Source organism: Rugamonas rivuli, assembly GCF_009380165.1.
In the GTDB taxonomy this organism is placed as follows: Bacteria; Pseudomonadota; Gammaproteobacteria; order Burkholderiales; family Burkholderiaceae_D; genus Rugamonas; species Rugamonas rivuli.
In genome coordinates this window covers 153834-178018 of record NZ_WHUF01000004.1, presented here as the reverse complement: position 1 = coordinate 178018, position 24185 = coordinate 153834, and the positions used below count along the sequence as shown (strand labels likewise).

19 protein-coding genes, 1 tRNA gene and 1 pseudogene are annotated in these 24185 nt (G+C 64.3%); 9 read left to right on the top strand and 12 right to left on the bottom strand.

What is annotated here, in order from left to right; genetic code table 11:
* Positions 1-323: 323 nt before the first annotated feature.
* Positions 324-419: pseudogene (locus tag GEV01_RS31525) on the top strand (PEPxxWA-CTERM sorting domain-containing protein); the annotation flags it as partial.
* 80 nt (positions 420-499) lie between these two features.
* Here GEV01_RS31525 and GEV01_RS15850 read toward each other — a convergent pair.
* Positions 500-2611 (bottom strand): alpha/beta hydrolase family protein, encoded by a 2112-nt coding sequence (locus tag GEV01_RS15850; protein ID WP_152806136.1) that lies wholly within the window; start codon positions 2609-2611, stop codon positions 500-502.
* 96 nt (positions 2612-2707) lie between these two features.
* On the opposite strand from GEV01_RS15850, the gene GEV01_RS15845 reads away from it, so the two are divergent.
* A complete protein-coding gene (locus tag GEV01_RS15845) occupies positions 2708-3553 on the top strand; it encodes a PhzF family phenazine biosynthesis protein (RefSeq protein WP_152806133.1) in 846 nt (281 codons plus the stop codon).
* On the opposite strand, the gene GEV01_RS15840 is transcribed toward GEV01_RS15845, so the two are convergent.
* The gene (locus GEV01_RS15840) at positions 3550-4329 is read right to left on the bottom strand and encodes a substrate-binding periplasmic protein (RefSeq protein ID WP_152806130.1); all 780 of its coding nucleotides are present in this window, start codon (positions 4327-4329) and stop codon (positions 3550-3552) included. The genes GEV01_RS15845 and GEV01_RS15840 overlap by 4 nt on opposite strands.
* 203 nt (positions 4330-4532) lie before the next feature.
* Between GEV01_RS15840 and GEV01_RS15835 the strand changes: the two genes are divergently transcribed.
* Together GEV01_RS15835 and GEV01_RS15830 are read left to right on the top strand one after the other, a co-directional pair.
* Entirely contained in the window at positions 4533-7226 is a 2694-nt protein-coding gene (locus GEV01_RS15835) for a hypothetical protein (protein ID WP_152806126.1), read from the top strand.
* 15 nt (positions 7227-7241) lie between these two features.
* The gene (locus tag GEV01_RS15830; RefSeq protein ID WP_152806123.1) at positions 7242-7832 is read left to right on the top strand and encodes a hypothetical protein; all 591 of its coding nucleotides are present in this window, start codon (positions 7242-7244) and stop codon (positions 7830-7832) included.
* On the opposite strand, the gene GEV01_RS15825 is transcribed toward GEV01_RS15830, so the two are convergent.
* From GEV01_RS15825 to GEV01_RS15810, 4 genes are read right to left on the bottom strand one after another with little or no spacing between them, the layout of a single operon-like run.
* Positions 7770-8324 carry a hypothetical protein gene (locus tag GEV01_RS15825; protein ID WP_152806120.1) on the bottom strand — a complete coding sequence of 185 codons (555 nt, stop codon included), beginning with the start codon at positions 8322-8324 and terminating at the stop codon, positions 7770-7772. The genes GEV01_RS15830 and GEV01_RS15825 overlap by 63 nt on opposite strands.
* Position 8325: 1 nt before the next feature.
* Positions 8326-9105 carry a substrate-binding periplasmic protein gene (locus GEV01_RS15820; protein ID WP_152806118.1) on the bottom strand — a complete coding sequence of 260 codons (780 nt, stop codon included), beginning with the start codon at positions 9103-9105 and terminating at the stop codon, positions 8326-8328.
* 52 nt (positions 9106-9157) lie between these two features.
* Positions 9158-9676 carry a GNAT family N-acetyltransferase gene (locus GEV01_RS15815; RefSeq protein WP_152806115.1) on the bottom strand — a complete coding sequence of 173 codons (519 nt, stop codon included), beginning with the start codon at positions 9674-9676 and terminating at the stop codon, positions 9158-9160.
* A complete protein-coding gene (locus tag GEV01_RS15810) occupies positions 9673-10869 on the bottom strand; it encodes an MFS transporter (RefSeq protein ID WP_152806112.1) in 1197 nt (398 codons plus the stop codon). Before GEV01_RS15810 ends, GEV01_RS15815 begins: the two co-directional genes overlap by 4 nt.
* Before the next feature lie 70 nt (positions 10870-10939).
* Between GEV01_RS15810 and GEV01_RS15805 the strand changes: the two genes are divergently transcribed.
* From GEV01_RS15805 to GEV01_RS15795, 3 genes are all read left to right on the top strand, one after another.
* A complete protein-coding gene (locus tag GEV01_RS15805; protein ID WP_152806108.1) occupies positions 10940-12151 on the top strand; it encodes a citrate synthase family protein in 1212 nt (403 codons plus the stop codon).
* A gap of 263 nt (positions 12152-12414) precedes the next feature.
* Positions 12415-15537: a TonB-dependent receptor gene (locus tag GEV01_RS15800; RefSeq protein WP_152806105.1), complete on the top strand. Its 3123-nt coding sequence runs from the start codon at positions 12415-12417 to the stop codon at positions 15535-15537.
* A gap of 106 nt (positions 15538-15643) precedes the next feature.
* Positions 15644-17161 carry a tryptophan halogenase family protein gene (locus GEV01_RS15795; protein ID WP_152806103.1) on the top strand — a complete coding sequence of 506 codons (1518 nt, stop codon included), beginning with the start codon at positions 15644-15646 and terminating at the stop codon, positions 17159-17161.
* 40 nt (positions 17162-17201) lie between these two features.
* On the opposite strand, the gene GEV01_RS15790 is transcribed toward GEV01_RS15795, so the two are convergent.
* Both GEV01_RS15790 and relB read right to left on the bottom strand, forming a co-directional pair.
* Positions 17202-17477, bottom strand: coding sequence for a type II toxin-antitoxin system RelE/ParE family toxin (locus tag GEV01_RS15790; RefSeq protein ID WP_152806100.1), 276 nt, complete (start codon positions 17475-17477; stop codon positions 17202-17204).
* Complete coding sequence (relB, locus tag GEV01_RS15785) at positions 17452-17655, bottom strand: type II toxin-antitoxin system RelB family antitoxin (RefSeq protein ID WP_152806097.1); 204 nt, start codon at positions 17653-17655, stop codon at positions 17452-17454. The genes GEV01_RS15790 and relB overlap by 26 nt, the downstream gene beginning before the upstream one ends.
* Positions 17656-17834: 179 nt before the next feature.
* Between relB and GEV01_RS15780 the strand changes: the two genes are divergently transcribed.
* On the top strand, positions 17835-18812 hold the full coding sequence (locus tag GEV01_RS15780; protein ID WP_152806094.1) for an alpha/beta hydrolase: 978 nt from the start codon (positions 17835-17837) through the stop codon (positions 18810-18812).
* Positions 18809-20554, top strand: coding sequence for a CocE/NonD family hydrolase (locus tag GEV01_RS15775; protein WP_152806091.1), 1746 nt, complete (start codon positions 18809-18811; stop codon positions 20552-20554). Before GEV01_RS15780 ends, GEV01_RS15775 begins: the two co-directional genes overlap by 4 nt.
* A gap of 71 nt (positions 20555-20625) precedes the next feature.
* Here the strand turns inward: GEV01_RS15775 and GEV01_RS15770 are convergent.
* The 4 genes from GEV01_RS15770 to GEV01_RS15755 form a co-directional block, all read right to left on the bottom strand.
* Positions 20626-20701, bottom strand: a tRNA-Lys gene (locus GEV01_RS15770).
* Positions 20702-20773: 72 nt separating this feature from the next.
* Positions 20774-22588 carry a GspE/PulE family protein gene (locus GEV01_RS15765; protein ID WP_152806088.1) on the bottom strand — a complete coding sequence of 605 codons (1815 nt, stop codon included), beginning with the start codon at positions 22586-22588 and terminating at the stop codon, positions 20774-20776.
* A gap of 63 nt (positions 22589-22651) precedes the next feature.
* Positions 22652-23446, bottom strand: a complete 795-nt coding sequence (locus GEV01_RS15760) for a spermine/spermidine synthase domain-containing protein (protein WP_152806085.1) — start codon at positions 23444-23446, stop codon at positions 22652-22654.
* A gap of 116 nt (positions 23447-23562) precedes the next feature.
* Positions 23563-24081 (bottom strand): glycine zipper 2TM domain-containing protein, encoded by a 519-nt coding sequence (locus GEV01_RS15755; protein WP_152806082.1) that lies wholly within the window; start codon positions 24079-24081, stop codon positions 23563-23565.
* Positions 24082-24185: the final 104 nt, after the last annotated feature.

Sequence of the window (24185 nt, the reverse complement as noted above, 5' to 3'; positions counted from 1 at the left end):
CAGGCGCCACCTACATGAGCGATTTCGACGACGGCACCGATGCGCGCAACACGCTGGGCCGTATCGCAGGCGTGACCGGCAACAAATGGAGCAGCAGCAACGGCCGCGGCCCCATCGAAGCACTGATCGCAGGCGGCGATTCGGGCGGCGGCGACTTCGTCTGGAACGGTTCCGAATGGCTGCTGTCGGGCGTGCACTCGTGGGGCTGGCAGGGCGCTTGCGACGATTTCGGCCTGACCGGCTGCGACAACTCGACCAAAAACAAGTCCAGCTACGGCGATCTGTCCGGTTCCACCGCGACCTACTCGCACATCGGCTGGATCAACTCGGTGACGGCCGTACCGGAACCAGGCACCTACGCGATGATGATCGCCGGTCTGGCACTGGTTGGCGTAGCCCGCCGCCGCAAGCAGAAGTAATTCTGCCGGTATAAAAAAAACCCCGTCGGCCTTGGGCCACGGGGGTTTTTTCTTGGGCGAGACAGCCGCCTCGCCTTGTCTTACTTCAGATACTTGGCCAGCCAGCCATGCACTTCGCTGTAGAAGTAGCGGCTGTTGTCGCCCTTTAAGATCCAATGGTTCTCGTCCGGGAACACCAGCAGCTTGGCCGGCACGTTCAGGCGGTGCTGGGTCGCGTAGTTCATCAGCGCATTGTTGGCCGGCACGCGGTAATCGAGCTCGCCCACCGAAATCAGGATGGGCGTGGTGAAGCCCGTGCCCTTGGCGTGGTTCCCCGCCTGCATCACCGGACTCTGCTCGCGCCACACTGCCTTGTCGCCCCACACCGGGCCGCCGCTGTTGACTTCGCGGCCGTGGATGCTGTCGCTGCTGCCCCATTGCATCACCAGGTCCATCTCGCCCGCGTGCGACACGAAGGCCTTGTAGCGCGTAGTGGTCGCCTGCAGCCAGTTGGCCAGGTGGCCGCCGTAGCTGGCGCCGCCCGCCGCCAGGCGGCTGCCGTCGACGTAGCTGTACTTCTTGACCGCCTCGTCGACCGCTTCGTTGACCTCGTCTCCCGGCCCCTTGAGCGGATCGCCCTGGATGGCGCGCGCGAATTCCTCGCCGTAGCCGGTCGAACCCTTGTAGTCGGTCAGCAGCACCACGTAGCCCGGCTGCGCCAGCAGGTGGTAGTTCCAGCGGATCACGAACTGGTCGCGCCACATATTGGCCGCGCCGCCGTGGATCACCGCGAACAGCGGATATTTTTTAGCCGGATCGAAATTGGCCGGCTTGACGATCATGTTGTGGATCATGCGGCCGTCGCTGGCCTTGAACCAGAAGTGTTCCGGCGCCTGCCAGTCGATGCCGGCCGCGCGCTCGGTGTTGAACGACGTCAGGCGCTTGGGCGCACCGTTGCCGAAGGCGTACACCTCGGGCGGGTTGATGGCCGATTCCCACACGCCCACCATGGCCTTGCCGCCGGCCGCCAGCGAGCCGATGCTGCCGGTCGGCAGCGACGCTTCGTCGCGCAGGTCGCCGCCCGCGTAGTTGATCGAGTGCAGCTGCTCCAGGCCGGCGTGCTCGTAGCTGAACACGATGCGGTTGCTGCCGCCCGGCAGCACGAAGCGCGAGATCGAACGGTCCAGCGTGGCCGTCAACACTTTCGGCGTCGGATTGTTCAGCGGCCAGGCGAAGCTGGCGATGCGCGTCACGTCGTAGACCTTGCCTTCTTCCTCGGCCTCGGTCAGCGTGAACAGCGTCTTGCCGTCGGCGCTGAATTTCAGGCCGTGGTAGCTATGCTTGTCCTGGGTCAGCTGCTGCGGTTCGCCTCCGGCCGCCGCCATGCTGAAGATCTGCGTGTAGCCGGCCGCGCGCGCCGCCTCGTCGCGGTTGGTCGAGGCCGAGAACACCACGGCCTTGCCATCCTGCGACCAGATCGCGTCCAGCGACTGGCCCTCGTCGCCCTGGCCGCCGCCGAAGCCCGGCAGCGCCGCCAGCTTGCTGCCGGCCAGCAGGTCGCGCGGCTTGGCGCCGGCGTCCGCATCCATCACGAACAGGCGCACTTTTTTATCGTCGAGCCACTTGTCGAAGAAGCGCGGCGGGAAGGTTTCGTAGGCGCGCGCCGTGTACTTGCGGTCCTTGCGTTCCTTGGCGCTTTTCTTGACGTCTTCCTCGCCGGCGTTGCCGGGGTAGATATCGCTGACGAACAGCAGCTGCTTGCCGTCCGGGCTGAACTTCGGCTGGCGCGCGCCCAGTGTCAGCGTGGTCAGGCGCTGCGCCTCGCCGCCGGCCGCCACGTCGATGCGGTACAACTGCGCCGCGTCGTCGCCGTCGCGCTTGGCCACGAACACCAGCTGGCGGCTGTCCGGCGACCAGTTGGCGCCGCTCTCGCCGCCCTTGCTGAAGGTCAGGCGGCGGGCCGGCGTATCGTCGGTCAGCGACTTGATCCACAGGTCCGACCATTGCTCCTTGCTGTCGTAGGCCGGGTCGGTGACGGAGAACACGGCCCACTTGCCGTCCGGGCTGGGCAGCGGGGCGCCGACCCGTTTCATCAGCCATACGTCTTCGTGCGTGATCGCGTGTTTGGCGGCCGGCGCATCGGCGGCGACGGCGTTGCCGGCCAGGCCGGCCGAAATCAATATGGCAAAAATGGAAAGTCGCGGTATAGTCATGACGGCGTCGCTCGAAAGTCGGTGAAGCGACGATAGTGACCAAATCTCCCATTGCTGTCAATCAAGTTTCCATCCCACCCCATGGAGTAGCGATCGATGCAGACCATTACCAAAATCCACAAAGTAGCCGCCTTCACCGCAGGCGGGCAGGGCGGCAATCCGGCCGGCGTGATGATACGCGCGGCCTTGCCGGACGAGCCGGCCATGCAGCGCATCGCCGCCGAGATGGGCTATTCGGAAACCGTGTTTGCCGCACCGGCCGACGGCGGCTGGCGCGTGCGCTATTTCTCGCCCGATGGCGAAGTGCCGTTCTGCGGCCACGCCACCATCGCGCTGGGCGCGGTGCTGGCGCAGCAGCACGGCGACGGCATTTTCCCGCTGACCACCAACCACAGCCGCGTCACCGTCGAAGCCCAGTCCAAGGGCAACGAGGGCAGCGCGGCGCTGCAATCGCCGGCCACTTCCAGCGCACCGGCCCCGGCCGCGCTGGTGACGGCGGCGCTGGCGCTGTTCGGCTACCGCCAGGCCGACCTGGATGAGCGCATCCCGCCGGCCATCGCCCACGGCGGCGCCAACCACCTGGTGCTGGCGCTGGCCAGCCGCGCCCAACTGAGCGCGATGCGCTACCAGCTGGCGGACGGCCGCAGCCTGATGCGCGAGCACGGCCTGGCGACGATCTCGCTGGTGCACGCGGAAACGCCGCAGCGCTTCCATGCGCGCAATCCCTTCGCTTCCGGCGGCGTCTATGAAGATCCGGCCACCGGCGCCGCAGCCGCCGCGCTGGGCGGCTATCTGCGCGACCTCGGCTGGCCGCACGGCGGCGCCATCGACATCGTCCAGGGCGAGGACATGGGGGCGCCCTGCCATCTGCGGGTGCAGATCTCGGGCGAGTCCGGCAGTTCGATCCGCGTCTCCGGCAACGCCCGCATGCTGGGCGACTAGTCCCACTTCTTCAGCAGGCGGGCCAGCTCGCCTGTTTTCTCCATCTGCTCCAGCGCGCGCCGCACGCGGGCGGCCACGGCCGGATCGACATGCCGGCCCATCACCATGTACAGCGGCGCCGTGTACATCACCTGCGGCAGCACCCGCACCTTGCCGGCGACGCCGGCGCGCGCGATGAGGCCGCTCAGACCCGGCGAACGGTGCAGGAAGAAGCGGGCCCGCCCGGCCGCCAGCTTTTGCAGGTTCATGGCGGGATCGGTGGCGCTGGCATTGATCTGCAAGCCGCCCAGGGCCAGCAGGAAATCGGTGGTGGCAAAGCCGCGGTTGGCCAGCACCACGCCGTTCTTGCCGAGCTTGCGCACATCGTCCCAGTTGTTCACGACCACGTCGTCGCCGCTGCGCACCAGCAGCATGTAATGGATGGGAAACAGCGGCGGATCGAGGTACAGATATTTCCGCTCGCGCTCGACGTTGCGCTGCACCCCGCACAAGGCGTCGTGCTGCTGCATGGACAGCTCGTGGTAGGCGCGTATCAACGGCATCCATCGCTGGTCGCCGATGAAGACCAGGCCGGGATCGATGCGCTCGATGGTGCGGAAGATATCCACGCACAAGCCGATGATGCGGTCCGGCCCGGCCGGGATGAACTTCGGCTCCGTGCCTTCCTGCGCCGTCACCCGCAGCGACACCTGCTGCGCCGCGCACGCGCAAGGCAGCAGCAGCGCCGACGCCAGCAACAGGGCGCGCACGGGTCGGGCTTTGATGATCGGCAGCATCGGTCCTCCTGGGATGGCATCTTGGCGGATGAGCCAGTATATCGCTGTCGGCGAACTTGACAACAGTCTGCGCGCCGGCCGCCCTGCCCGCGCTAATCGCCTGATTCCAAAGGAAGCGCAGGGCACGGCACGATAAATGCGTCCCACCGCCGCGTGTCCGCCTGGCGCGGACTGCTGTTTCCACGCATGGGAAAGGATATCGTATGCGCACTGCTCCCTCCTTGTTGCTGGCCGCGCTGCTGCTGGCGGTCAGCATCCCCGGCAACGCCTTCTGTCCCAAGAATGGCTTTGTCTGTTTCATCACGTCCAAGTCGGCCGGCAGCCTGACCCACCAGGACATCACCCAGCGCGGCATCGAAGCGCTCGACAAGCGCTACTTCGGCGTGCCCAAGCTGACCGCGTCGATGCAAAAAGCGCTGGACCAGATCATCGAGGCGGACGCCAAGGTCGACGACGACCAGACCAGCTCGGCCAAGCACTTCGACGGCGAGAACGCGACCGGCGCCCAGCTGCGGCTGGCCACGCTCAAGCAGAACGTGCTGGACGCGCTGCGCAGCGACCCGATCAACACCACCGGCGCGCGCGACAACCTCGGCAGCGCGCTGCACACCATCCAGGACTTCTACTCGCACAGCAACTGGGTCGAGCAGGGCAACAGCGGCGCCCATCCCGGCGTCGGCCGTCCCGGCTCGCTGGCCTTCGCCGGCCCCGCCACGCCGACCTGCGACGGCTTCACCGACACCGGCCTGTTCTGCGCCAACTCGTCCAACCTGGTCGGCAGCCTGCTCACCAGCGGCTATTACGGCGGCGAGGACCGCGTCAAGCCGGGTTCCTTCAAGTGTAGCCACGGCGGCCCGCTCGACAAGAGCTCGCCGTCCAGCGACATCCTTGGCTACTTCCGCGAAGGCATCAACAAGGACACGCTGTACTGCGACATCTCGCCGCACAGCGGCTTCCACAACACGGCGGCGGCGGCCGCCATCGCCGGCACCCAGCAGTTCGTCGAAGATATCAAGGCCGAGATCACGCCGGCCCAGCTGAAGGCGCTGCTGGGCGCAGGCCCCACGCTGGCCTTCGCCATCGACACCACCGGCAGCATGGGCGGCATCATCGCCGGCGTGCGCGCCTCGGCCATCAGCATCGTCGACGCCCGCCTCGGCACCGACGAGGAACCGTTGCAGTACGTGCTGGCGCCGTTCAACGACCCGTTCACCGGCCCCACCATCGCCACCAACGACGCCGGCCTGTTCAAGGGCGCCATCAGCGGCCTGGGCGCATCGGGCGGCGGCGACTGTCCCGAGCTGGCCATGACCGGCATGTACAACGGCCTGTCGCTGGCCGATCCGGGCGGCGACCTGTTCATGTACACCGACGCCACCGCCAAGGACGCCAGCCTGGCCGGCGCCGTCATCAGCCTGGCCAAGAGCAAGGACATCAAGATCTATCCGGTGCTGTTCGGCAGCTGCTCGCCGTTGACGCCGGGCTTCCTGCAGGCGGCGGCCGAGACCGGCGGCCAGGTGTTCTTCCTGTTCGGCGGCGAGGCCAGCACCGTCACCCAGCTGGCCGACCTGGTGGTGCGCAACAACGTGGTGCAAGTGCTGTCGCTGGTCGACACCTACGCCACCGCCAAGAGCTACACGGTGCCGGTCGACGGCAGCATGAGCCGCTTGACGGTCTCGGTCAGCGGCACGGTGCAGGGCGTGCAGCCGGTGGTGACGCTGACGCGGCCGGACGGCGTGGTGATCACCGCCGCCAACGCCACCCGCTTCCTGAGCTTGTCGAGCGGCGTCATCATCTCGGTCGACAGCCCGCCGCGCGGCGCCTGGACGCTGGCCATCAGCGGCTCGTCCAGCCAGACCTACGTCAACGTCAACGGCGTGGCCGACCTGGCCTTCAACTCCTTCAGGCTGGCCCGCTTCGGCGCGCAGCCGCCGCACCAGGGCCTGCTGACGATAGACGGCGAACCCGCACCGGGCCAGTCGCTGTATGCGATCGCCGCGCTGACCGGCATCGGCAGCGCGCCGCAATTCCAGCTGCGGCGCAAGAACTTCGAGCTGCTGTCGCCGCTGCCGCTGGAGGCCGACCAGACCGACAGCGGCAGGTTCTTCGGCGCGCTGACCGTGCCCAATGAAGCCTTCGTCGCCTACGCCACCGGCACCGACAGTTCCGGCTTCCCCTACCAGCGCCTGGTGAGCGTGATGGTGCAGCCGCAAACGGTGTCGGTGGTGCCGCCGTCGCGCCAGGACTTGCGCCCCGGCGTCACCACCACGCTGACCTACCAGGTGCGCAACGACGGCCCGGCCGGCACCTTCAGCATCAGCGCCACCGACGACCAGCACTACATCGCCAACATCTCGCCCAACGTGCTGACCTTGGCCAGCGGCGCCAGCGCCAACGTCACCGTCACGCTGACGCCGCCGGCCGGCACGCGCATCGGCAGCGCCGACAGCATCACCGTCACGGCGCAGAGCACCAGCGTGGTCACGGTGCACAACAGCGCTTCGCTGACGGTGTTCGTCACGGGCTCGGTGCAGGTGCCGGGCCGGCCCGACCTCATCGCCGCCATCGTCGGCCAGGAGACCGTGGCGCCCGGCGTCATCGGTGTCGATGTGCGCTTCACCAACACCGGTGTCGGCACCGCGCACGACATGACCTTGTCCTCGCTGGCGCTGCGCACGCTGGCCGGCAGCGGCACCGTCACGCTGAACACCGCCTTGTCGCCGGCGCTGCCGTTCGTCACGCCGAATGTCGATGTCGGCAGCTTCTTCACCGTGCGCCTGACCTTCAATGTGCCTGCGACGGTGCAGCGTTTCAGCGTCGCCGAAAACGGCAGCGTGACCGACCTGAACGGCGTGACCTACGCCTACTCGCAGGCCCAATCCGTCATCCCGAAATAAACCGGAGGAACCGTCATGAAACTCAGATATCTCTGCGCCCTGGCCGCGCTGTTGTTGAAGCTGTTGTGGTGGGCGCCTGTCGCCGGCGCGACGCCATTTGTGTTCACCTTCGCGGCAGTGCCGTCCGCTTCGGTCACGGGCAATCCCGGCGATGTGGTGGGATGGGGCTACCAGCTGGTCAACACCGACACGCTGAACTGGTTTGTGCCGACGCAGCTGAACGCATCATCGTTCAGCATCGGCTCGCCGGACGCCAGCTACTTCGATTTCCCGGTGCTGGCGCCGGGCGCCACAGTGGCCGCCGCCTTCGACGCCGTCACGCACACCGGGCTGTATGGCTTGCAGATCTTCCCGTTCGCGCTGCCGGCCATGAGCGACAGCGGCAGCTTCAGCCTCGCCGGCGAATGGTGGAATGGCGATCCGCTGGCCGGCGGCACGTTCCTGCAGGTGTCGGATGTGCTGCTGGCGCCGCTGTCGATCGCGGTGGCGGGGACGGCGATACCGGCGCCGGGCAGCATGTGGCTGCTGGCGGCGGGGCTGCCTTTATTGTGGCTGGCTCAGCGCCGTCGCCAGAAAGGCCCGCAGCTCGGCCGCGCTTTGCGATGATGGCGCGGCGGGCCGCACATCCCGGTAGTAGCCCGGGCCGGTGCGGCCCAGCAGCTTGAAGGATTTGCCTGCGTAGCTGCTGGGGAGCACCTGCAGCAGGGTCAGTTGCGTCAAGCCGCCGTCCAGCGCCTGCATGTGCACGAGGAACTGGCAGGCGTACTGGCGGCCTTCGGCGCTCCAGTAGTAATCGACGTCTGGAGTGATCAGCACATCGTGGCGGCGCTGCTCTGCGGGCAGCGCCAGCCACGCTGCCAGCGCCGGGTTCGATGGCGGCAATGCCAGGTCGGCGTCCGGCGGGAACAGTGGAGAGCCGAAGGGCAGGGCCATGCGGTAGCGCCGGTGTTCCTCGCGCTGCGCGGGGATGCGCTGCACCGCCTGCAGCAACGCCTGCTGTACCTGCGGCGCGGCCATGCGCACCGTCAGCGCCTCGTGCTGCGCGTGCGCCGCCGTTGACAGCAGCAAGGCCAGCACGGCCGGCGCGGCGGCACGCATGTCAATCCCACTTGCGCATCAGCCGTTCCAGCTCGCCGTTTTTTTCAAGCTGAAACAGCGCGCGCTCCAGGCGCTCGTTGATGAAGCCGGCGAGTCGCTTGCTGGTGACGAAATACAGCTTGGCGCTGTACATCACTTGCGGCAGGATGCGTACCTTGTCGGCGGTGCCGGTGCGTTCCAGCAGCCGTTGCAGGCCGGGGCCGCGATGGAAGAACAGGCGTCCGCGTCCCGCGATCAGTTTTTGCAGATTCGATTGCGGGTTGGTGGAGTTGGCGTCGACTTCAATGCCGCCCATCTCGGCGAGGATAGAGCCTGCTGCGAAGCCGCGATTGATCAGCACCACGTTGTCGGGCGCCAGACGGCGCACGTCGTCCCACTGCGTGATGACCACCGGGTCGTGGGCGCGCGCCAGGAAGTGGTACTCGATGGAGTACAGCGCCGGGCCCAGGAAATGATATTTGAGTTCGCGTTCCGCCGTGCGTTGCATGGCGCACTGCACGTCTTGCTGGCCGGTTTCCATTTCGGAGTAGGCGCGTATCAGCGGCTTCCAGCGCTGGTCGCCGACGAATTGCAGCGTCGGTTCGATCTGCTCGACGGCGCGCAGGATGTCGATGCACAAACCGACCACATGGTCCTTGCCGTCGGCGATGAACTTGGGCTCTGTCCCTTCTTGCGCGGCGGTGCGCAGCACGATGGCATGGACTGGCAGAATGGCAGACAACAGCAAGGCGCAGCATGCCGCGCCGAGCCGCCGGGTCCACCCGCTATGCAGTCCTGCCATGTCATCCTCTCTGAGCCGCGCTGGGCGCTGTTTGATGACAAGCTTACACCAGTCAGCGTAAGGTGCGGATAAATTGATGGCCTCCATACAGCCTGCCGTCTATGCATTCCATACCGTCCTGATAGGCTCCCTGCACGAAAGCGCATTTGTTCAGGACACGGGCCGATGCGGGGTTGTTGTCGGTGACGTAGGCCAGCAGATGCTGCAAGCGCCACTGCTGCTGCGCCAACGCGACCAGGTGCAGCAACGCTCGCGTAGCCAGGCCCTGGCCCGCCGCGTCGCGAGCTATGCGATAGCCTGCTTCGGCGCTGGCCGTCGTGCTGTCGATGTCCTTCAGATTGGCGCGGCCGACGATGCGGCCGCTGGCGTCGAGCAGCAGGCATGGATGCCAGGTGCCCTTGGCATAGCCGTCCAGATACTGATCGATGTGGCGCTGCACGCCTTGCGGTGTATAGAAGGCCTCGTCGCGCGGCGCGATATGCTGCTCGAACCAGGCGCGGTTCTCCAGTTCGAATTGCAGCAGTGGCGCCGCGTCCTGTGCTTGCAGCGTCTTGATGATGATGTCGTTCATACCGTCTCCAGAAAATCTTTTGTGCACGCGACCAGGCCCGCGCAGGCCAGCGTGGCCAGGCCCGCCGTCGTCAGCGCCGGGACGATGCCGTAGTGCGCGGCCAGCATGCCCCACGCCGCGCTGCCTGCGGTCTGGCCGGCGGCGATCGCCAGGATGTGCACGGACAGCGTCCTGGCGCGCACCGCATCGGGAAAGGCCTGCTGCGCCGCGCCGTTGAGGGTGGTGACGATGGCTGACCATGCGACACCGCCGATCACCACCAGCACAAGGCGCAGCGGCTGCGATGCGATCAGGCTTATCGTCATCAGCATGCCGCCATGGATGCAAAGGCCGCCGGCCAGCACCATGCGCTTGGCTGCGTGGCGGCGCGCGAGCGGCAGCACGAAGGCTGCCAGCACGGCGCCTGCGCCCAGTGCGCCCATCAGCGCGCCGTAGGTGCCGGCGTCGCGATGCAGCAGCGGCAGCAATGCGGCACAGGCCGCCGAGACGAAGAATATCGCCATCGCATGCATCAGCAGCGAACGATAGCGGGCCGACGCCCAACTGATGCGCAACGCGCTGCGCATGCCGTGGCGTTCGGCCGCGCGTGGCGCTGGCGATGTCCGCCATTGCCGGTAGATCCACAGCAGCGCGCTGAAGGACAAGGCGTTCAACAAGTAAAGTGCTCCCGCGCCGGTCAGCTGAAACAGCAGGCCGCCCAACGCCGGCCCGGCCAGCGCCGCCAGGTTGTAGCTCATGTTATTCAAGGTGGCCGCCGCTTCGATCTCCTGCGGCGGCACCAGTGCGGACATCGACGCCTGCCATGCCGGCATCGTGAACGCCATGCCTGCGCCCATGACAAAGGTCAGCAGCAGCAAGACGGGCACTGGCTGTTTGCCACCAAAGGCCAGCAGCGCCATTGCGACGGCGGCCAGCGCCATCAAGGCGTTGCTGCGGAATAGCAGGGTGGGCCGGTGCAGCGTATCGGCCAGCGCGCCTGCGGGCAGGGCGAACAGCAGCATCGGCGCCCAGGTCGCGGTCTGCACCAGCGCCGTCAACTGCGGCGAGTGCGACAGCGTGGCGATCTGCCAGGCCGCCGCGAAGGCTTGCATGCGGCTGCCCAGGTTGGACAGCATATTGGCCAGCCACAGTTGGCGAAAGCGCGCGTGGCGCAACGGCTGGAATATCGAAACGGCGTGTGGTTTGGGCGGCATGGCTGAAGTCTAAAAGCGCGCCGCCGCCGGGGTCAATCTTGATTCCGGCAATCGACATTACAATAGACGCATGAATCAAGACCTGTCCGCAACCGAGGCCGCGCGCATCCTCGGTGTCAGCCTCGCCACTTTGTACTCGTATGTCAGTCGCGGCCTGTTGACGCCCGGCGTTGCGCAGGCCGGGCGGCGCAAACGCTATCCGCGCGATGAAGTGCTGCGGCTGGCCGCGCGCAAGGCCGACGGCAAACGAGGCGGCCATCAAGTCGCCGCCGCGATGAACTGGGGCACGCCGGTGCTGGAGACGCGCATCTCGCGCATCGCCGACGGCCGCCTCCACTATCGCGGCCACGACGTGCTGACCCTTGCCGCCAGCGCCACGCTGGAGCAGGTGGCGTGTTTGCTGTGGGACGATGGCGGCACCGACTACTTCGCCGCCGACAACGCTGCGACCACACTCGCCACCAACGCCGACGCGTTGCGCGCCTCCGCCATCGCCGGTAGCGCGCAGCAGCTGTCGCCGCTGGAAGCCGCGATGTGTGCGCTGCCCCTGCATGCGCGAACGATGTCCGCGCAGCCGGACGACGCCCACGGCCGCTTCATCACCGGCGCCGGCTTGATGCGCCTGCTGGCCGCAACGCTGCTGAACCGCGCCCCATCCGTCCAGCCGCTGCATCTGCAAATCGCCCAAGCCTGGCACGCCGACGCAACGCAGGCCGAATGGATACGCGCCGCGCTGGTCCTGCTGGCCGATCACGAATTAAACGCATCCACCTTCACCGTGCGCTGCGTCGCCTCCACCGGCGCCAGTCCGGCTGCCGCGTTAAGCGCCGGCCTGGCCGCCTTGTCCGGCGCGCAGCACGGCGGCGGCAGCACACTCGCGCGCACCATGCTGGAAACTGCTCTGACGTCCGACAACATGGAGCGCAGCATCGCCACGTACTTCTCGGGCCGCGACCCCAGCCTGGCCGGCTACTCGCACCCGCTCTACCCACAAGGCGACCCACGCGCCGCCTATCTGCTGAACGCGATGTCGCCCTGGCCGCAAGCCCGCACCGTGCTGGCGGCCGGCGAACAGGCCGCCGTCCACCTGGGCATGCCACCCAACGCCGACCTCGCGCTGGCCGCCATGAGCATCGTCTGCGACTGGCCACCGGCCGCCGGAGAAATCCTGTTCGCGCTGGCGCGTTCGGCCGGCTGGATCGCCCACGCGGCCGAGCAGATCGCCGACGGCGGCGTGATACGCCCTCGCGCACGCTACATCGGCAACTATCCGGCGGCATAAAAAACAGCCCGTCATAGGCGACTGTAGCGAGTCCGCCTCACTTGTTTCCTAAACAATGCTAAACATGATGCGAACTTTGAAAGTTTGTAGAGACGCCATGTCTTCTTCTGTATAAATCTTTCTGGTTGGAATGCAGTCCCCAACGACATGCCGTCGGCATTGGGCTCGTTTAGGAAAATTTCAAACGACCAGCCGATGGGAACGCTGCTTCCGCCACATAAAAAATACAGCCCGTCGTCGGGCACACGACCTGGAGACCATACATGACAATCAAACCACCTCTCGCTTCACGTCAGCGCCGCTGGCAAGCCACGCCGATCGCCACGGCCCTGGGCCTCGGATTGATGGCCCTGACCAGCGCCCACGCGCAAGTCGCGCCGGCGGAGAAGCCTGCTGCCAAACCAGCCGAGAAGAATGCCGACGCCAACCAAGTGGAGTCGGTGGTTGTTACCGGCTACCGCTACGCGATCGAAAAAAGTCTCGACCAGAAGCGCAACGCCAACGCCATCGTCGACGTCGTCACCGCTGAAGACATCGGCAAGTTCCCCGACAAGAACGTGGCCGACGCGCTGCAGCGCGTGCCTGGCGTGATCATCGACCGCAGCGGCGGCGAGGGCAAGAACGTCAGCGTCCGCGGCCTGTCGTCGGAACTGACCTTGACCCAATTGAACGGCAACTACATCGCCACCGCCGAGTCCAACGGCGACCCGACCCGCTCGTTCAACTACATGCTGATGCCGGCCAACATGCTGTCCAGCGCCGAGCTGTTCAAGTCGCCCGAAGCACGCATCGACGAAGGCGGCATCGGCGGCACCGTGATCCTGCACACGCGCCGTCCGCTGGAAGTGAAATCCGGCAGCGGCTTCGTCGCCGCCGAAGGCACCTGGGCCGACACCAGCAAGAAAACCGACGGCCAGTTCTCCGGCCAATATGCATGGCATGACGAGGGCAACCGTTTCGGCGTGCTGGTCGGCTACACCCAACAGAAACGCACCACGCGCACCATGGGGGCCAGCACCGAGAACTGGCAATGGTACGGCGACAACTACAAAACCCATCCAGCAACCGATGTCAACGGCAAGCCGTCGGACATGAACAGCTACTGGTGGGGCCAGTCCGGCTTCTACGACCAGGCCGGCAAGTACTACACCAACTTCATGATGCCGACCTCGGTCAACTTCGATGTGAAGACCGAGGACCGCGAGCGCAAGGGCGGCCAGTTGACCATGCAATTGAAGCCGGTCCGCAACCTGACCCTGACCGGTAACTACTTCCGCTTCGACCTGTCGCAGAACTCGCAGACCAACACGCTGAAGATCCCGGAATGGAATCTGGCGCGCTACGACGGCGACGGCAACTGGCCGGGCGGCCGCATGCTCGACGGCCTGACCTTCGACCCTAGCGGCACCATCGTCACCGGCGCGAAGTACAGCGCGCACCCGGGCAAGACCTACTATTGCAGCGGCTCCCAGGCTGCCGCGGGCGGCATCAAGAATACCGGCGGCTTCGGCCCCGACGACTGCACCATTCCTACGCCACAGATCACCGGCAGCTACAACCGCGAGAAGGCGCTGTCGCAAACCGCCGACATCGAAGCCGAATGGCACGGCGACTCTCTGGACGCCACCTTCAAGGGCGGCCGTACCTGGGCCGGCGGCGGTCCTGAGCTGCAATTCGCCATGCCGATCAAGCCGCGCCTGCAAAACGCCGACGGCAGCTGGACGCTGGGTAACTACGCCAGCGCCTGGAGCACCAACGGCACGCCGACGATGACGTTCTCGCCGGAGCTGATGGCCAATCTGCAGAAGGGCATAGGCGAGATCGACCTCGGTTCGACCTCGTCCTCGTGGACCCGCAACAGCACCCAGCAGAAGTACGCCCAGGCCGACTTCACCTGGCACAACGACGGCAAGTGGCTGGACTCGCTGCAATTCGGCGGCAAGTACCGTGACGGCGGCACCAGCCGCAGCACCGGCAACAACTACTGGGTGTGCAAGGGCGCCAACCCGGCCGACTACGACAAGCGTTATCAGGCCGGCTGCGATTCCACCGCCAACAAGTTCCAGCCGCAGTTCCTGTACGGCCAATCGCTGGGCAACCTGGCGGGCGGCATCAGTGCCAGCGCGTTCCCGGCGATTAACTACCCAGCCTACATCGCCTACCTGAACCAGACCTACGGCGCGATGCAGACCCGTAACGAAGACAACTTCGTCTACAACGTCAACGAGAAGATTTCGTCGACCTACCTGCAGGCCAACATCAAGACCGACCGTCTGCGCGGTAACGTCGGCCTGCGCGTGGTGCGCACCAAGCAGCATGCCGACTCGACCGACCGCGTCGACAACTACAACGACTACTTCTTCAACGGCCCTAACGGCGCACCCGCGCCTTGCCTGGCGGGCGGTTTGCCTGCGGTCGGCGCACCTGCCGGCTCCGGTTGCACCAGCGGCTTCACCAGGCTGCCGGACAGCACCGCGCGCACCTCGTCGTTCGTGGTCAGCTCGCTCGACCGCAGCTACAACGACGTGCTGCCTAGCCTGAACCTGGCCTACGATCTGCGTCCGGACCTGCTGCTGCGCATGGCGGCGTCCAAGGTGGTCTCGCGTCCAAGCTACAACGACATCGCTACCCCGGGCGGCCTGCAGTACTACAGCCAGGAATACGTCAACGACCGCCGTCTGATCGGTGGCGGCGACAAGCAGGGCTGGTTCGGCGAAGGCAGCAACAAGCAGCTGGAGCCGTACAAAGCTACCCAGCTCGACGTGGGCCTGGAGTGGTACTTCCAGCGCGGCTCGGTGCTGGGCGTGGACCTGTTCCGCAAGAACGTCAGCAACTTCGCAGTGCCTGTGGTGCGTGACGTGACCATGGACGTCGGCGGCAAGAGCGTGACCGTGCAGAACTACTCGACTTCCGCCGGTGGCCGTAACGGCGTCTCGCAGGGTGTCGAAATGTATGCACAGCACACGCTGGCTTCCGGCCTCGGCTTCCAGGTCAACTACACGTACAACAAGACCAACCAGGCGGCCATCACCCTTGGCGACGGTACGGAGATCGGCAAGTCGCAGCTGGTCGGCAGCGCGAAGAACCAGGCGAACATCACCGTGTTCTACGAAACCGACAAGTATCTGGCGCGTGCTTCGTACAACCGTCGCGGCGAAGTGGTGGGCGGCCTGGTCAACGGCTTGAACGTCTACCAGGATCCGTACAGCCAGGTCGACATCAACGTGGCGTACAACATCACCAAGGAGCTGAGCCTGACCGCTTCGGTGTTGAACCTGACCAAGGAAGAGAGCAGCTCGCACCTGGGTAGCGATACCAAGAACCGCTTCTACTCCAATGGTTACACCGGCCGCATCGCCTACTTCGGCCTGAACTACAAGTTCTGATTTTCGTCCCCCCTCTCGCGCCCGCTGGCGTGAGAGGTCTTCCCTTCCGGCAGTTGCCTTCTTTGGCGGCTGCCGGTTTTTTTGCTTGAAGAACGGATCGCGAGACATGACAAACAACAGGATCAAGCGCGTGGTCGTCGTCGGTGGCGGCAGCGCAGGCTGGATGGCGGCTGCGGCACTGGCTACTTATCTCGGCAAGCAAACTTCGGTGCGGTTGATCGAGTCTGAGGAAATCGGCATCGTTGGCGTGGGTGAGGCCAGCGTTCCGCACATCCGCATGTTCAACGGACAGATGCTGGGCATAGACGAAACCGAGTTCGTCAAGCGCACGCAGGGCACGATCAAGCTTGGCATCCAGTTCCAGGATTGGGCGCGCATCGGCGACAGCTACATCCACGGCTTCGGCGTGATTGGTCGCTCATTGGGGCCGCTGCCGTTCCACCAGTTCTGGCTGAAGTTGTTCCAGTCCGGGCGGGCGGCGCCGATTGGCGAGTACTCGCTGCAAACGGTGATGGCGCCGCAAGGCAAGTTCGTGCCTGGCGATAGGAACTCGCCGCCGAACTCGCCATTGGCCGACATCGCCTATGCCTATCATTTCGACGCCGGTTTGTATGCGCGCTTCCTGCGCGAGCTGTCGGAGCAGCGCGGCGTACAGCGCATCGAAGGCAAGATCGTCGGTGTGAACCAGCGCGCCGACGATGGCTTTGTCGAATCGGTGACGATGGAGAACGGACAGGTCGTCGACGGCGAATTGTTCATCGATTGCTCGGGCTTCCGTGGGTTGCTGATCGAGCAGGCGCTGAAGACCGGTTACGAGGACTGGTCGCACTGGCTGCCATGCGACAGCGCGATGGCGGTGCCGAGCGAGCGCATTGATCCGATCACACCGTACACGCGTGCCACCGCGCGCGAAGCAGGGTGGCAGTGGCGCATTCCGTTGCAGCACCGTACCGGCAACGGCTATGTGTATTCGAGCAAATACATCGGCGACGACGAGGCATCAGCAACGCTGCTGGCCAACCTCGACGGCAAGCCGCTGGCCGATCCGCGTCCGCTGCGCTTCACGCCCGGCATGCGCAAGAAGTGCTGGAACAAGAACGTGGTGGCGCTGGGTCTGGCCAGCGGATTTTTGGAGCCGCTGGAATCGACCAGCATCTACATGGTCCAGTCGGGCATCACGCGGCTGCTGGGACTGTTCCCTGGCAGCGACTTCAATCCCTTGCTGGCCGAGCGCTTCAATCGCGAATCGGCATTCGAGTACGAGCGGGTACGGGATTTCCTGATCCTGCACTACCACGCGACCGAGCGCAACGACACGCCATTCTGGGACTACTGCCGCACGATGTCGGTCCCGGACAGCTTGAAGGAGGCGATGGACCTGTTCCGCAGCGACGGGCGCTATTTCCGCAACGGCGAGGATTTCTTCGCGCTGCCGAGTTGGGTGCAAGTGATGCTGGGCCAGCGCATCATGCCGCAAAGCTACCACCCGATTGTCGATGACATGCCGGAGGATAAGCTGGTGCAATACGTCGAGGACATGCGCGCAACGCTGGCCCACGCCGTCGCGGCGATGCCCACGCACCAGCAATGGCTGGACCGTTACTGGAAGGCGTCCGCGCTCTAGGCGATGTGTGCCATCAACTCGGCTGAGTTTCTTGTACCACTCAAGGATACTGTTGGCGCGTATGCATGACGGATAGAATTTCTATCGCAGTCGTGCCAACGCGATACACGATAACGTAATTTGAATGGACGACCATTTCGCGCGTGTCAGCTACCCGTCCCGGACGGTATAGATTGGGGTGATGCGGAAGCTGTGATACGGCGCGATCAATCTCGTTGTAGAGATCGGTTGCGGCCTGTTGGTTACGCTCTGCGATGTAGGCGAGAATCGTCGCCAGATCTGCTTGCGCTTCAGTTTGCCATCGGATCGGAAGCATTGGTGTCGCGCTTCGTTTCGATAATCTTCCGGAGTGCCGCCATCACGTCCTCGTGAGGGGCCGAGGGGCGTTGGTCGTCAAGCGACCTTTGAACTTTCGCCCGAAACCAACGGTCGTAGGCTTCGGCTTCTTCAGCAGTCGCAAACTCGGACGCAGTCGGGGATGGATTTTCATTCATGATTTGCCGATTATACGGCAGACGGATTGCATGATGTCGCGCCAGCCTGGTTCATTGATCGACATCACAGATGGCGTTGCGTCTTGGTTTACTCCTCATTACCTTGGATGTGTATTGCATTTCTGCTAAGCTTGGCAAGATTTTTTTAAACTAAAGTCTTGTCTGCTAATGGAAATTCTTTGAAATATATATTCTTGGCGCTCACGATATTTGTCTCTGCCAACGTGAGTGCAGATGCTTGGCAGCCTTCGTCCGGACATGCGCAATTGCCGCTTTGGCCTGGAGCGATCCCCAACCCACAACCCGCCGCTGGACCTGAGGACGACACAACGCTGCGCGAAGATGCGCCCGTTGCGGGCAAGCCGTGGCTACAGGTATCGAACGTCACGCATCCGACGATGACCATCTACCCGCCGAAGGGGAAGAACACCGGCGCTGCCGTGGTCGTCTTTCCTGGCGGGGGCTATCGGGTACTGGCCATCGATCTTGAAGGCACGGAAGTGTGCGACTGGCTCACCGACATCGGCGTGACGTGCGTGCTCTTGAAGTATCGCGTTCCTGGCTCGGGGCCGCATTGGGATCCGGTGCGCAACAAGCGCGTCATTCCGAAAGTACATACGGCGTTGCAGGATGCGCAGAGGGCAGTGAGCCTCCTTCGCCATCATGCGGCCGATTGGAAAATCGATCCGAACAAGATTGGCGTTCTTGGCTTTTCGGCCGGCGGCCACTTGGTCGCGGCAATCAGTACGTACACCAAGCGCATCTATCCGGCTGTAGATGAGGCCGACCGTGCGAGCTATCGTCCTGACTTTGCGGTAGCGCTTTATCCCGGGCATATGTCGGTCAATTACCAGGACGACCTTTCCAGGATCAATCCAGGCATCGTCGTCACCAAGCAGACACCGCCAACCTTCCTGGTTCACGCGCAAGACGATCCGGTGGATCCGGTCGAGTTTTCCCTGCTGTATTACGCGGCGCTGAGGAAGGCGAATGTGCCGGTTGAGATGCACTTGTTCGCCGGCGGTAAGCACGCGTTCGGACTGCGTCCAACCGGGCTCCCGATCACGAAGTGGCCGCAGCTGGTCGAGACGTGGTTGACGACGATCGGCGTTGTGGTAGAGCACCCGGAGGAATTTCATACGAAAGGCAGCCAATGAGGAATGTCCTGACCATCATCGCGCTCTTGTTGTCGGTGGCCCGCGTGGCCGATGCGCAGCCAGCCCCAGGCGCCGACTACGATGTGCAAGACAAGGTAGTACTCACGACCCGCGACGGCGCCACCGTGTCGGGGATGCTGGTACGCCGAAAAGATGCGGCCCCCACACTGCCGACGGTGCTGCAGTTCACCATCTACGTTCGCCCTGAGCGTGACCTGGCGAGCCTGAAAGAGATAGCCGACCGCGGCTATGTCGCCATGATGGCCTACAGCCGCGGCAAGTACCTGAGCCAGGACCCCATTGCACCGTACGAGCACGACGCCAAGGATGCCTACGATGTCATCGACTGGATCAGTCGCCAGCCCTGGAGCAACGGCGCGGTAGGCATGTTCGGCGGCAGCTACAACGGCTTTACGCAATGGGCTGCGGCCAAGACTTTGCATCCGGCCCTCAAGACTATCGTGCCCTATGTGGCGAACCGCCCGGGAATGGGTTTGCCGATGGAGAATAATGTCTTCATCAATCCCAATTACCAGTGGGCCTTCTACGTCGGCAACAACAAGACCCTCGACAGCGCCGTCAACGATGACCGCGAGCGCTTCCGCAAGATGCAGTTCGCGTGGTGGAGCAGCGGTGCTGCCTATCGCACCATCGACAAGATCGACGGCACGCCCAATCCCTTGCTGCAGCGATGGATGCAGCACCCATCCTACGACGCTTACTGGCAGGCGATGGCGCCGTACAAGGACGAGTTTGCCCAGATCCGGATACCGGTATTGTCGGTGGACGGTTACTACAACGATTCGCAGGTATCCGGCGTGAATTATCTGCGTGAGCACCTGCGCTATGTGCCGAACGCCGAGCACTACCTGATCATCGGTCCTTATGGCCACTTCGGAGCGCAGCGCGGCGGCGAGAAGCTTATCAATGGCATGGAGGTGCCGGACGCTGCGCTGATCGATACCAAGGCCATCACTTATCAATGGCTGGACTACATCCTGAAAAACGGCCCCAAGCCCGGCGTGTTGAAGGACAAGATCAACTACCAGGTCATGGGCACCGAGCAGTGGCGCAGCGCGCCTTCGTTGGCAGCGATGAGCAATGAAACACTCAAGCTCTACTTGAGCAATGTGTCGCTCGCCAGCGCAAACAAGCAGCGCGCGCATCTCCTGAGCGCCGTCCGGCCGGGCAAGCCGGCCATGCTCAGGCAGGTGGTCGATTTTCGGGACCGCAAGCAGTTCAACAATGACTACTACCCGGGTTCGATCGTGACCGACGAGATCGATACGAGCAACGGCTACATTTTTATCAGCGCACCGTTCGAGGACGAGGTCTTGTACAACGGCGCCTTTGGTGGCGAGATTGCCGCGCGCATCAATAAGCGCGACTTCGACCTGGGCGTGACCCTGTACGAGCTGACGCCGGAGGGGAAGTATTTCCATCTCTCTTACATCATCAATCGCGCCAGCTATGCGAAGGATCCAAGCCGCCGCATGCTGCTCACGCCTGGCCGGCTTGAGCGCATCCCGCTGGGCATGACCAAGTTGGTCAGCAAACGCCTGAGCAAGGGAAGCCGGCTGGTTGTCTACCTGAACGTGAACAAGAACCCGTTCTCACAACTGAATTACGGCACAGGCAAGGATGTGAGCGATGAAACGATTGCCGATGCGAAGGAGAAGCTGAAGGTGGAATGGTCCAACCGCAGCTATATCACGGTGCCGATCTTGCGATTGGCGCAGTGATCTTTCTTATGGACGCAAAAAAGGCCTACGCGCCGTAGCGGGTAAGCCTCAATTGGTACTGCTGAATTCGGTGGTAGGCCGTGCGGGATTCGAACCTGCGACCAACGGATTAAAAGTCCGCTGCTCTACCAGCTGAGCTAACGACCCCCGAAAGAGGCCGTATTATATACAGCCTGCCGCAAAGTGCAAAGGGTTTTGTGAAAACAATTTATCCCCTTCCTATTTCATCCCCAGCGCCGCCGTCACCTTCAGCACTTCGTCGGCGGTGGTGACGCCTTCCTGCACCTTCATCGCGCCGGCGATGCGCAGCGGCTTCATGCCGTCGGCCACGCTCTGGCGGCGCAGCGCCTGGATGTCGGTTTCCTCGCGCACCATGTCGCTGAAGCTCTCCGTCACCGTCAGCAGCTCGTAGATGCCGGTGCGGCCGCGATAGCCGGTCTGACGGCATTCGGGGCAGCCCACCGCGCGATAGATAACGGCCGGCTTGGGCAAGTCCCAGGCGCCGCCTATGCTGTGCCAGATGTCGTCGGTCAGTTCGCCGTCGTCCTTCTTGCATTCGGTGCACAGCGTGCGCACCAGGCGCTGCGCCATGATGCCGATCAGCGTCGCCTCCAGCAGGTAGTAGGGCACGCCCAGCTCCAGCAGCCGCATCACGGCCGACGGCGCGTCGTTGGTGTGCAGGGTGGACAGCACCAGGTGGCCGGTCAGCGCGGCCTGGATCGCCATCTCGGCGGTGGCCAGGTCGCGGATCTCGCCGACCATGATGATGTCCGGGTCTTGCCGCATCAGCGCGCGCACGCCGTCGGCGAACGACAGCTCGATGCCGGGCTGTACCTGCATCTGGTTGAAGGCCGGCTCCACCATCTCGATCGGGTCTTCCACCGTGCAGACGTTGACCTCCGATGTCGCCAGCGCCTTGAGCGTGGTGTACAGCGTGGTGGTCTTGCCCGAGCCGGTCGGTCCCGTCACCAGGATGATGCCGTGCGGGCGCGCGGTCAGCTCGTCCCAGCGCTGCGCGTCGTCGGCGGGGAAGCCCAGTTCCGGCAAGGTCTTCACCACCACGTCGGGGTCGAAGATACGCATCACCAGCTTTTCGCCGAAGGCGGTCGGCAGCGTCGACAGGCGCAGTTCGATTTCCTGGCCGCCGGCGGTGCGGGTCTTGATGCGGCCGTCCTGCGGGCGGCGCTTCTCGATCACGTCCATGCGGCCCAGCAGCTTGATGCGCGCGGTCATGGCGATCATCACCACCGCCGGCACCTGGTACACCTGGTGCAGCACGCCGTCGATGCGGAAGCGGATCGCCGCCATGTCGCGCTTGGGTTCGAGGTGGATGTCCGAGGCGCGCTGTTCGAAGGCGTACTGCCACAGCCAGTCGACGATGTTGATCACGTGCTGATCGTTGGCGTCGACCTGCTTGTTGGTCTTGCCCATCTCGACCAGCTGCTCGAAGTTGTTGCGCAGCGCGAGGTCGTTGGTGTTGTTCTTGTTGGCCTTCTTGATCGACTTGGCCAGGCTAAAGAATTGCGTGATGTACTGCGCGATGTCGAGCGGATTGGCGATCACGCGGCGTATCGTGCGGCGCGAGATCTTGGCGATCTCCGCTTCCCACTCGACCGCGTAAGGGTCGGCGGTGGCCACCACCAGCGTATCGCCGTTCAGTTCCAGCGGCAGGATGTTGAAGCGCGCCGCGTAGCTGGCCGACATCACGTCGGCCACGCGGGTGAAGTCTATCTTCAGCGGATCGATGCGGGTGAAGGCCAGGCCGGTGCGCGCGGCCAGCCATTCGCACAGCGCGTCCAGGGTCAGCAGCTTGTGCGGCGGCAGCGCCGACAGCAGCTTGCCATGCGCCACCGCGCACAGCGGGTGCATGGGGCCGACGGCATTCTTCAGGATGCCCTGGCTCTGCGCGTACAGATCCTTGACTTCGGCCTTGCGTATCATGCCGTCGGCCAGCAGCCAGGTGTAGATCTGCTGCAGATCGAGCGGCGCCGGTTTGGCGGGCGGTGTGACGGCAGTTGCGGAGGTTGCGGACATCGTGCCACTTTCAAAAGTCGGCAGCGGAACGGCCCGCTGCCGCATTCCCTCTGATTACTTCGCTTACTTCGCTGCGATGCCTTTGACCCAGGTCTTGGCCGGCAGCTTGGTGTCGGCGGTGATCTGCGCCGCGCGCTCGGCCAGCGCGGCGAGGTCGATGGCGCGCTGGCGCTTGAAGGCGATCGCCACCACGTTACCATCATGTACCTGCGGCAGGCAAATGACTTGCTCGAAGGCGAACTTGATGGCCTTGATGTTGCGCGCGTAGCTGGGGTGGTCGCCGAACAGGTTGACCGTCATGATGCCATCGTCCGTCAGGCAGGCGTTGCAGGACTGGTAGAACTCGGCGCTGTCGAGCACCGGGCCGCGCGCGGTGGCGTCGTACAGGTCCACTTGCAGCACGTCCAGCGTGCCGGCGTTGGCTTCGTCGTTGACGTAGTCGAGCGCATCCATTTCCACCACATTCAGGCGGGCGTCGTTGTCCGGCAGCTTGAACATCGAGGCGCAGATCGCGATCACCGACGGATTCAGCTCGACCGCCGTGACGGCGGCCTCGGGGAAGGTGACGTAGCAGTATTTGGTCAGCGTGGCCGTGCCCAGGCCCAGCTGGGCGATGCGCGCCGGCGTTTGCTGCCACAGCATCCAGGCCATCATCTGCTGCGCGTATTCCAGCTCCGGCCAGTTGGGCTTGCGGATGCGCATCGCGCCTTGCACCCATTCCGTGCCGAAGTGCAGATAGCGTACGCCGTCCTGTTCCGACAGCGTCACCGGCGCATATTTGGGCTTGCGCACGGAGGCGGGCTTGGAGGCCGGGCGGGAGGATTCGACTTGTTCGATGGATTTTCGTTTGATCAGCATGGGGGCGGCAGCGACAGGAGGTGAACCGGCATTATCCCGCGATGCCTTGCAGCAAAGCAAGCCTGAAAACGACACTGCCGGTCATCGGACCGGCAGTGCTTGGGAGTAGCGGGGGATTAACGCTGCATCGGCTCGACGACCACGCGCAGGCGCACGCGCTCGCCCGGATCGTAGGACATCACGCTGGTGTAGTTGCGGCCGCGATAGTCATAGGTGACTTCATAGCCAGAGGTGCGCGATTCCCAGTGGTCGACGGTGCGGCACTGTTTGACTTGCTGTTCCTGCACGCCGCCGCTGGACGGGGTGTTGGCGTTGTCGATGCGGTCGCCTGCAACGGCGCCGGCGATGGCGCCAGCTGCGGTGGCGACCGAGCGGCCGGTACCGCCGCCGACCTGATTACCGGCCAGACCGCCGATCAGGCCGCCGATGATGGCGCCGCCGACGCCGCGCGATGGCGCAGGCTGCTGTACCTGGACGTATTCGGTGCGGCATTCCTGGCGCGGACGGTTGATTTGTTCGACCTGCGGGGTGACGCGAACCACACGGCCGAAATCTTCAAAATCGGCAGCTTGGGCAGCGAAGGGCAGGGCGCTTACGCAAAGTACGGATGCGATCAGTTTGGCTTGCAAGTTCATTTGGTACCTCGTGTCAGTTTGGATGTCTTATCAGGGATTCTGATATTGCATGGTTTGTATGGTAGTCCTGCTACCGGCTGGGAACTAGTGCTAAACAGGTATCT

Coding starts and splice junctions, on each gene's coding strand:
- GEV01_RS15850 (WP_152806136.1), bottom strand. CDS start 2,611: ATGACTATACCGCGACTTTCCATTTTTGCCATATTGATTTCGGCCGGC.
- GEV01_RS15845 (WP_152806133.1), top strand. CDS start 2,708: ATGCAGACCATTACCAAAATCCACAAAGTAGCCGCCTTCACCGCAGGC.
- GEV01_RS15840 (WP_152806130.1), bottom strand. CDS start 4,329: ATGCTGCCGATCATCAAAGCCCGACCCGTGCGCGCCCTGTTGCTGGCG.
- GEV01_RS15835 (WP_152806126.1), top strand. CDS start 4,533: ATGCGCACTGCTCCCTCCTTGTTGCTGGCCGCGCTGCTGCTGGCGGTC.
- GEV01_RS15830 (WP_152806123.1), top strand. CDS start 7,242: ATGAAACTCAGATATCTCTGCGCCCTGGCCGCGCTGTTGTTGAAGCTG.
- GEV01_RS15825 (WP_152806120.1), bottom strand. CDS start 8,324: ATGCGTGCCGCCGCGCCGGCCGTGCTGGCCTTGCTGCTGTCAACGGCG.
- GEV01_RS15820 (WP_152806118.1), bottom strand. CDS start 9,105: ATGGCAGGACTGCATAGCGGGTGGACCCGGCGGCTCGGCGCGGCATGC.
- GEV01_RS15815 (WP_152806115.1), bottom strand. CDS start 9,676: ATGAACGACATCATCATCAAGACGCTGCAAGCACAGGACGCGGCGCCA.
- GEV01_RS15810 (WP_152806112.1), bottom strand. CDS start 10,869: ATGCCGCCCAAACCACACGCCGTTTCGATATTCCAGCCGTTGCGCCAC.
- GEV01_RS15805 (WP_152806108.1), top strand. CDS start 10,940: ATGAATCAAGACCTGTCCGCAACCGAGGCCGCGCGCATCCTCGGTGTC.
- GEV01_RS15800 (WP_152806105.1), top strand. CDS start 12,415: ATGACAATCAAACCACCTCTCGCTTCACGTCAGCGCCGCTGGCAAGCC.
- GEV01_RS15795 (WP_152806103.1), top strand. CDS start 15,644: ATGACAAACAACAGGATCAAGCGCGTGGTCGTCGTCGGTGGCGGCAGC.
- GEV01_RS15790 (WP_152806100.1), bottom strand. CDS start 17,477: ATGCTTCCGATCCGATGGCAAACTGAAGCGCAAGCAGATCTGGCGACG.
- relB (WP_152806097.1), bottom strand. CDS start 17,655: ATGAATGAAAATCCATCCCCGACTGCGTCCGAGTTTGCGACTGCTGAA.
- GEV01_RS15775 (WP_152806091.1), top strand. CDS start 18,809: ATGAGGAATGTCCTGACCATCATCGCGCTCTTGTTGTCGGTGGCCCGC.
- GEV01_RS15765 (WP_152806088.1), bottom strand. CDS start 22,588: ATGTCCGCAACCTCCGCAACTGCCGTCACACCGCCCGCCAAACCGGCG.
- GEV01_RS15760 (WP_152806085.1), bottom strand. CDS start 23,446: ATGCTGATCAAACGAAAATCCATCGAACAAGTCGAATCCTCCCGCCCG.
- GEV01_RS15755 (WP_152806082.1), bottom strand. CDS start 24,081: ATGAACTTGCAAGCCAAACTGATCGCATCCGTACTTTGCGTAAGCGCC.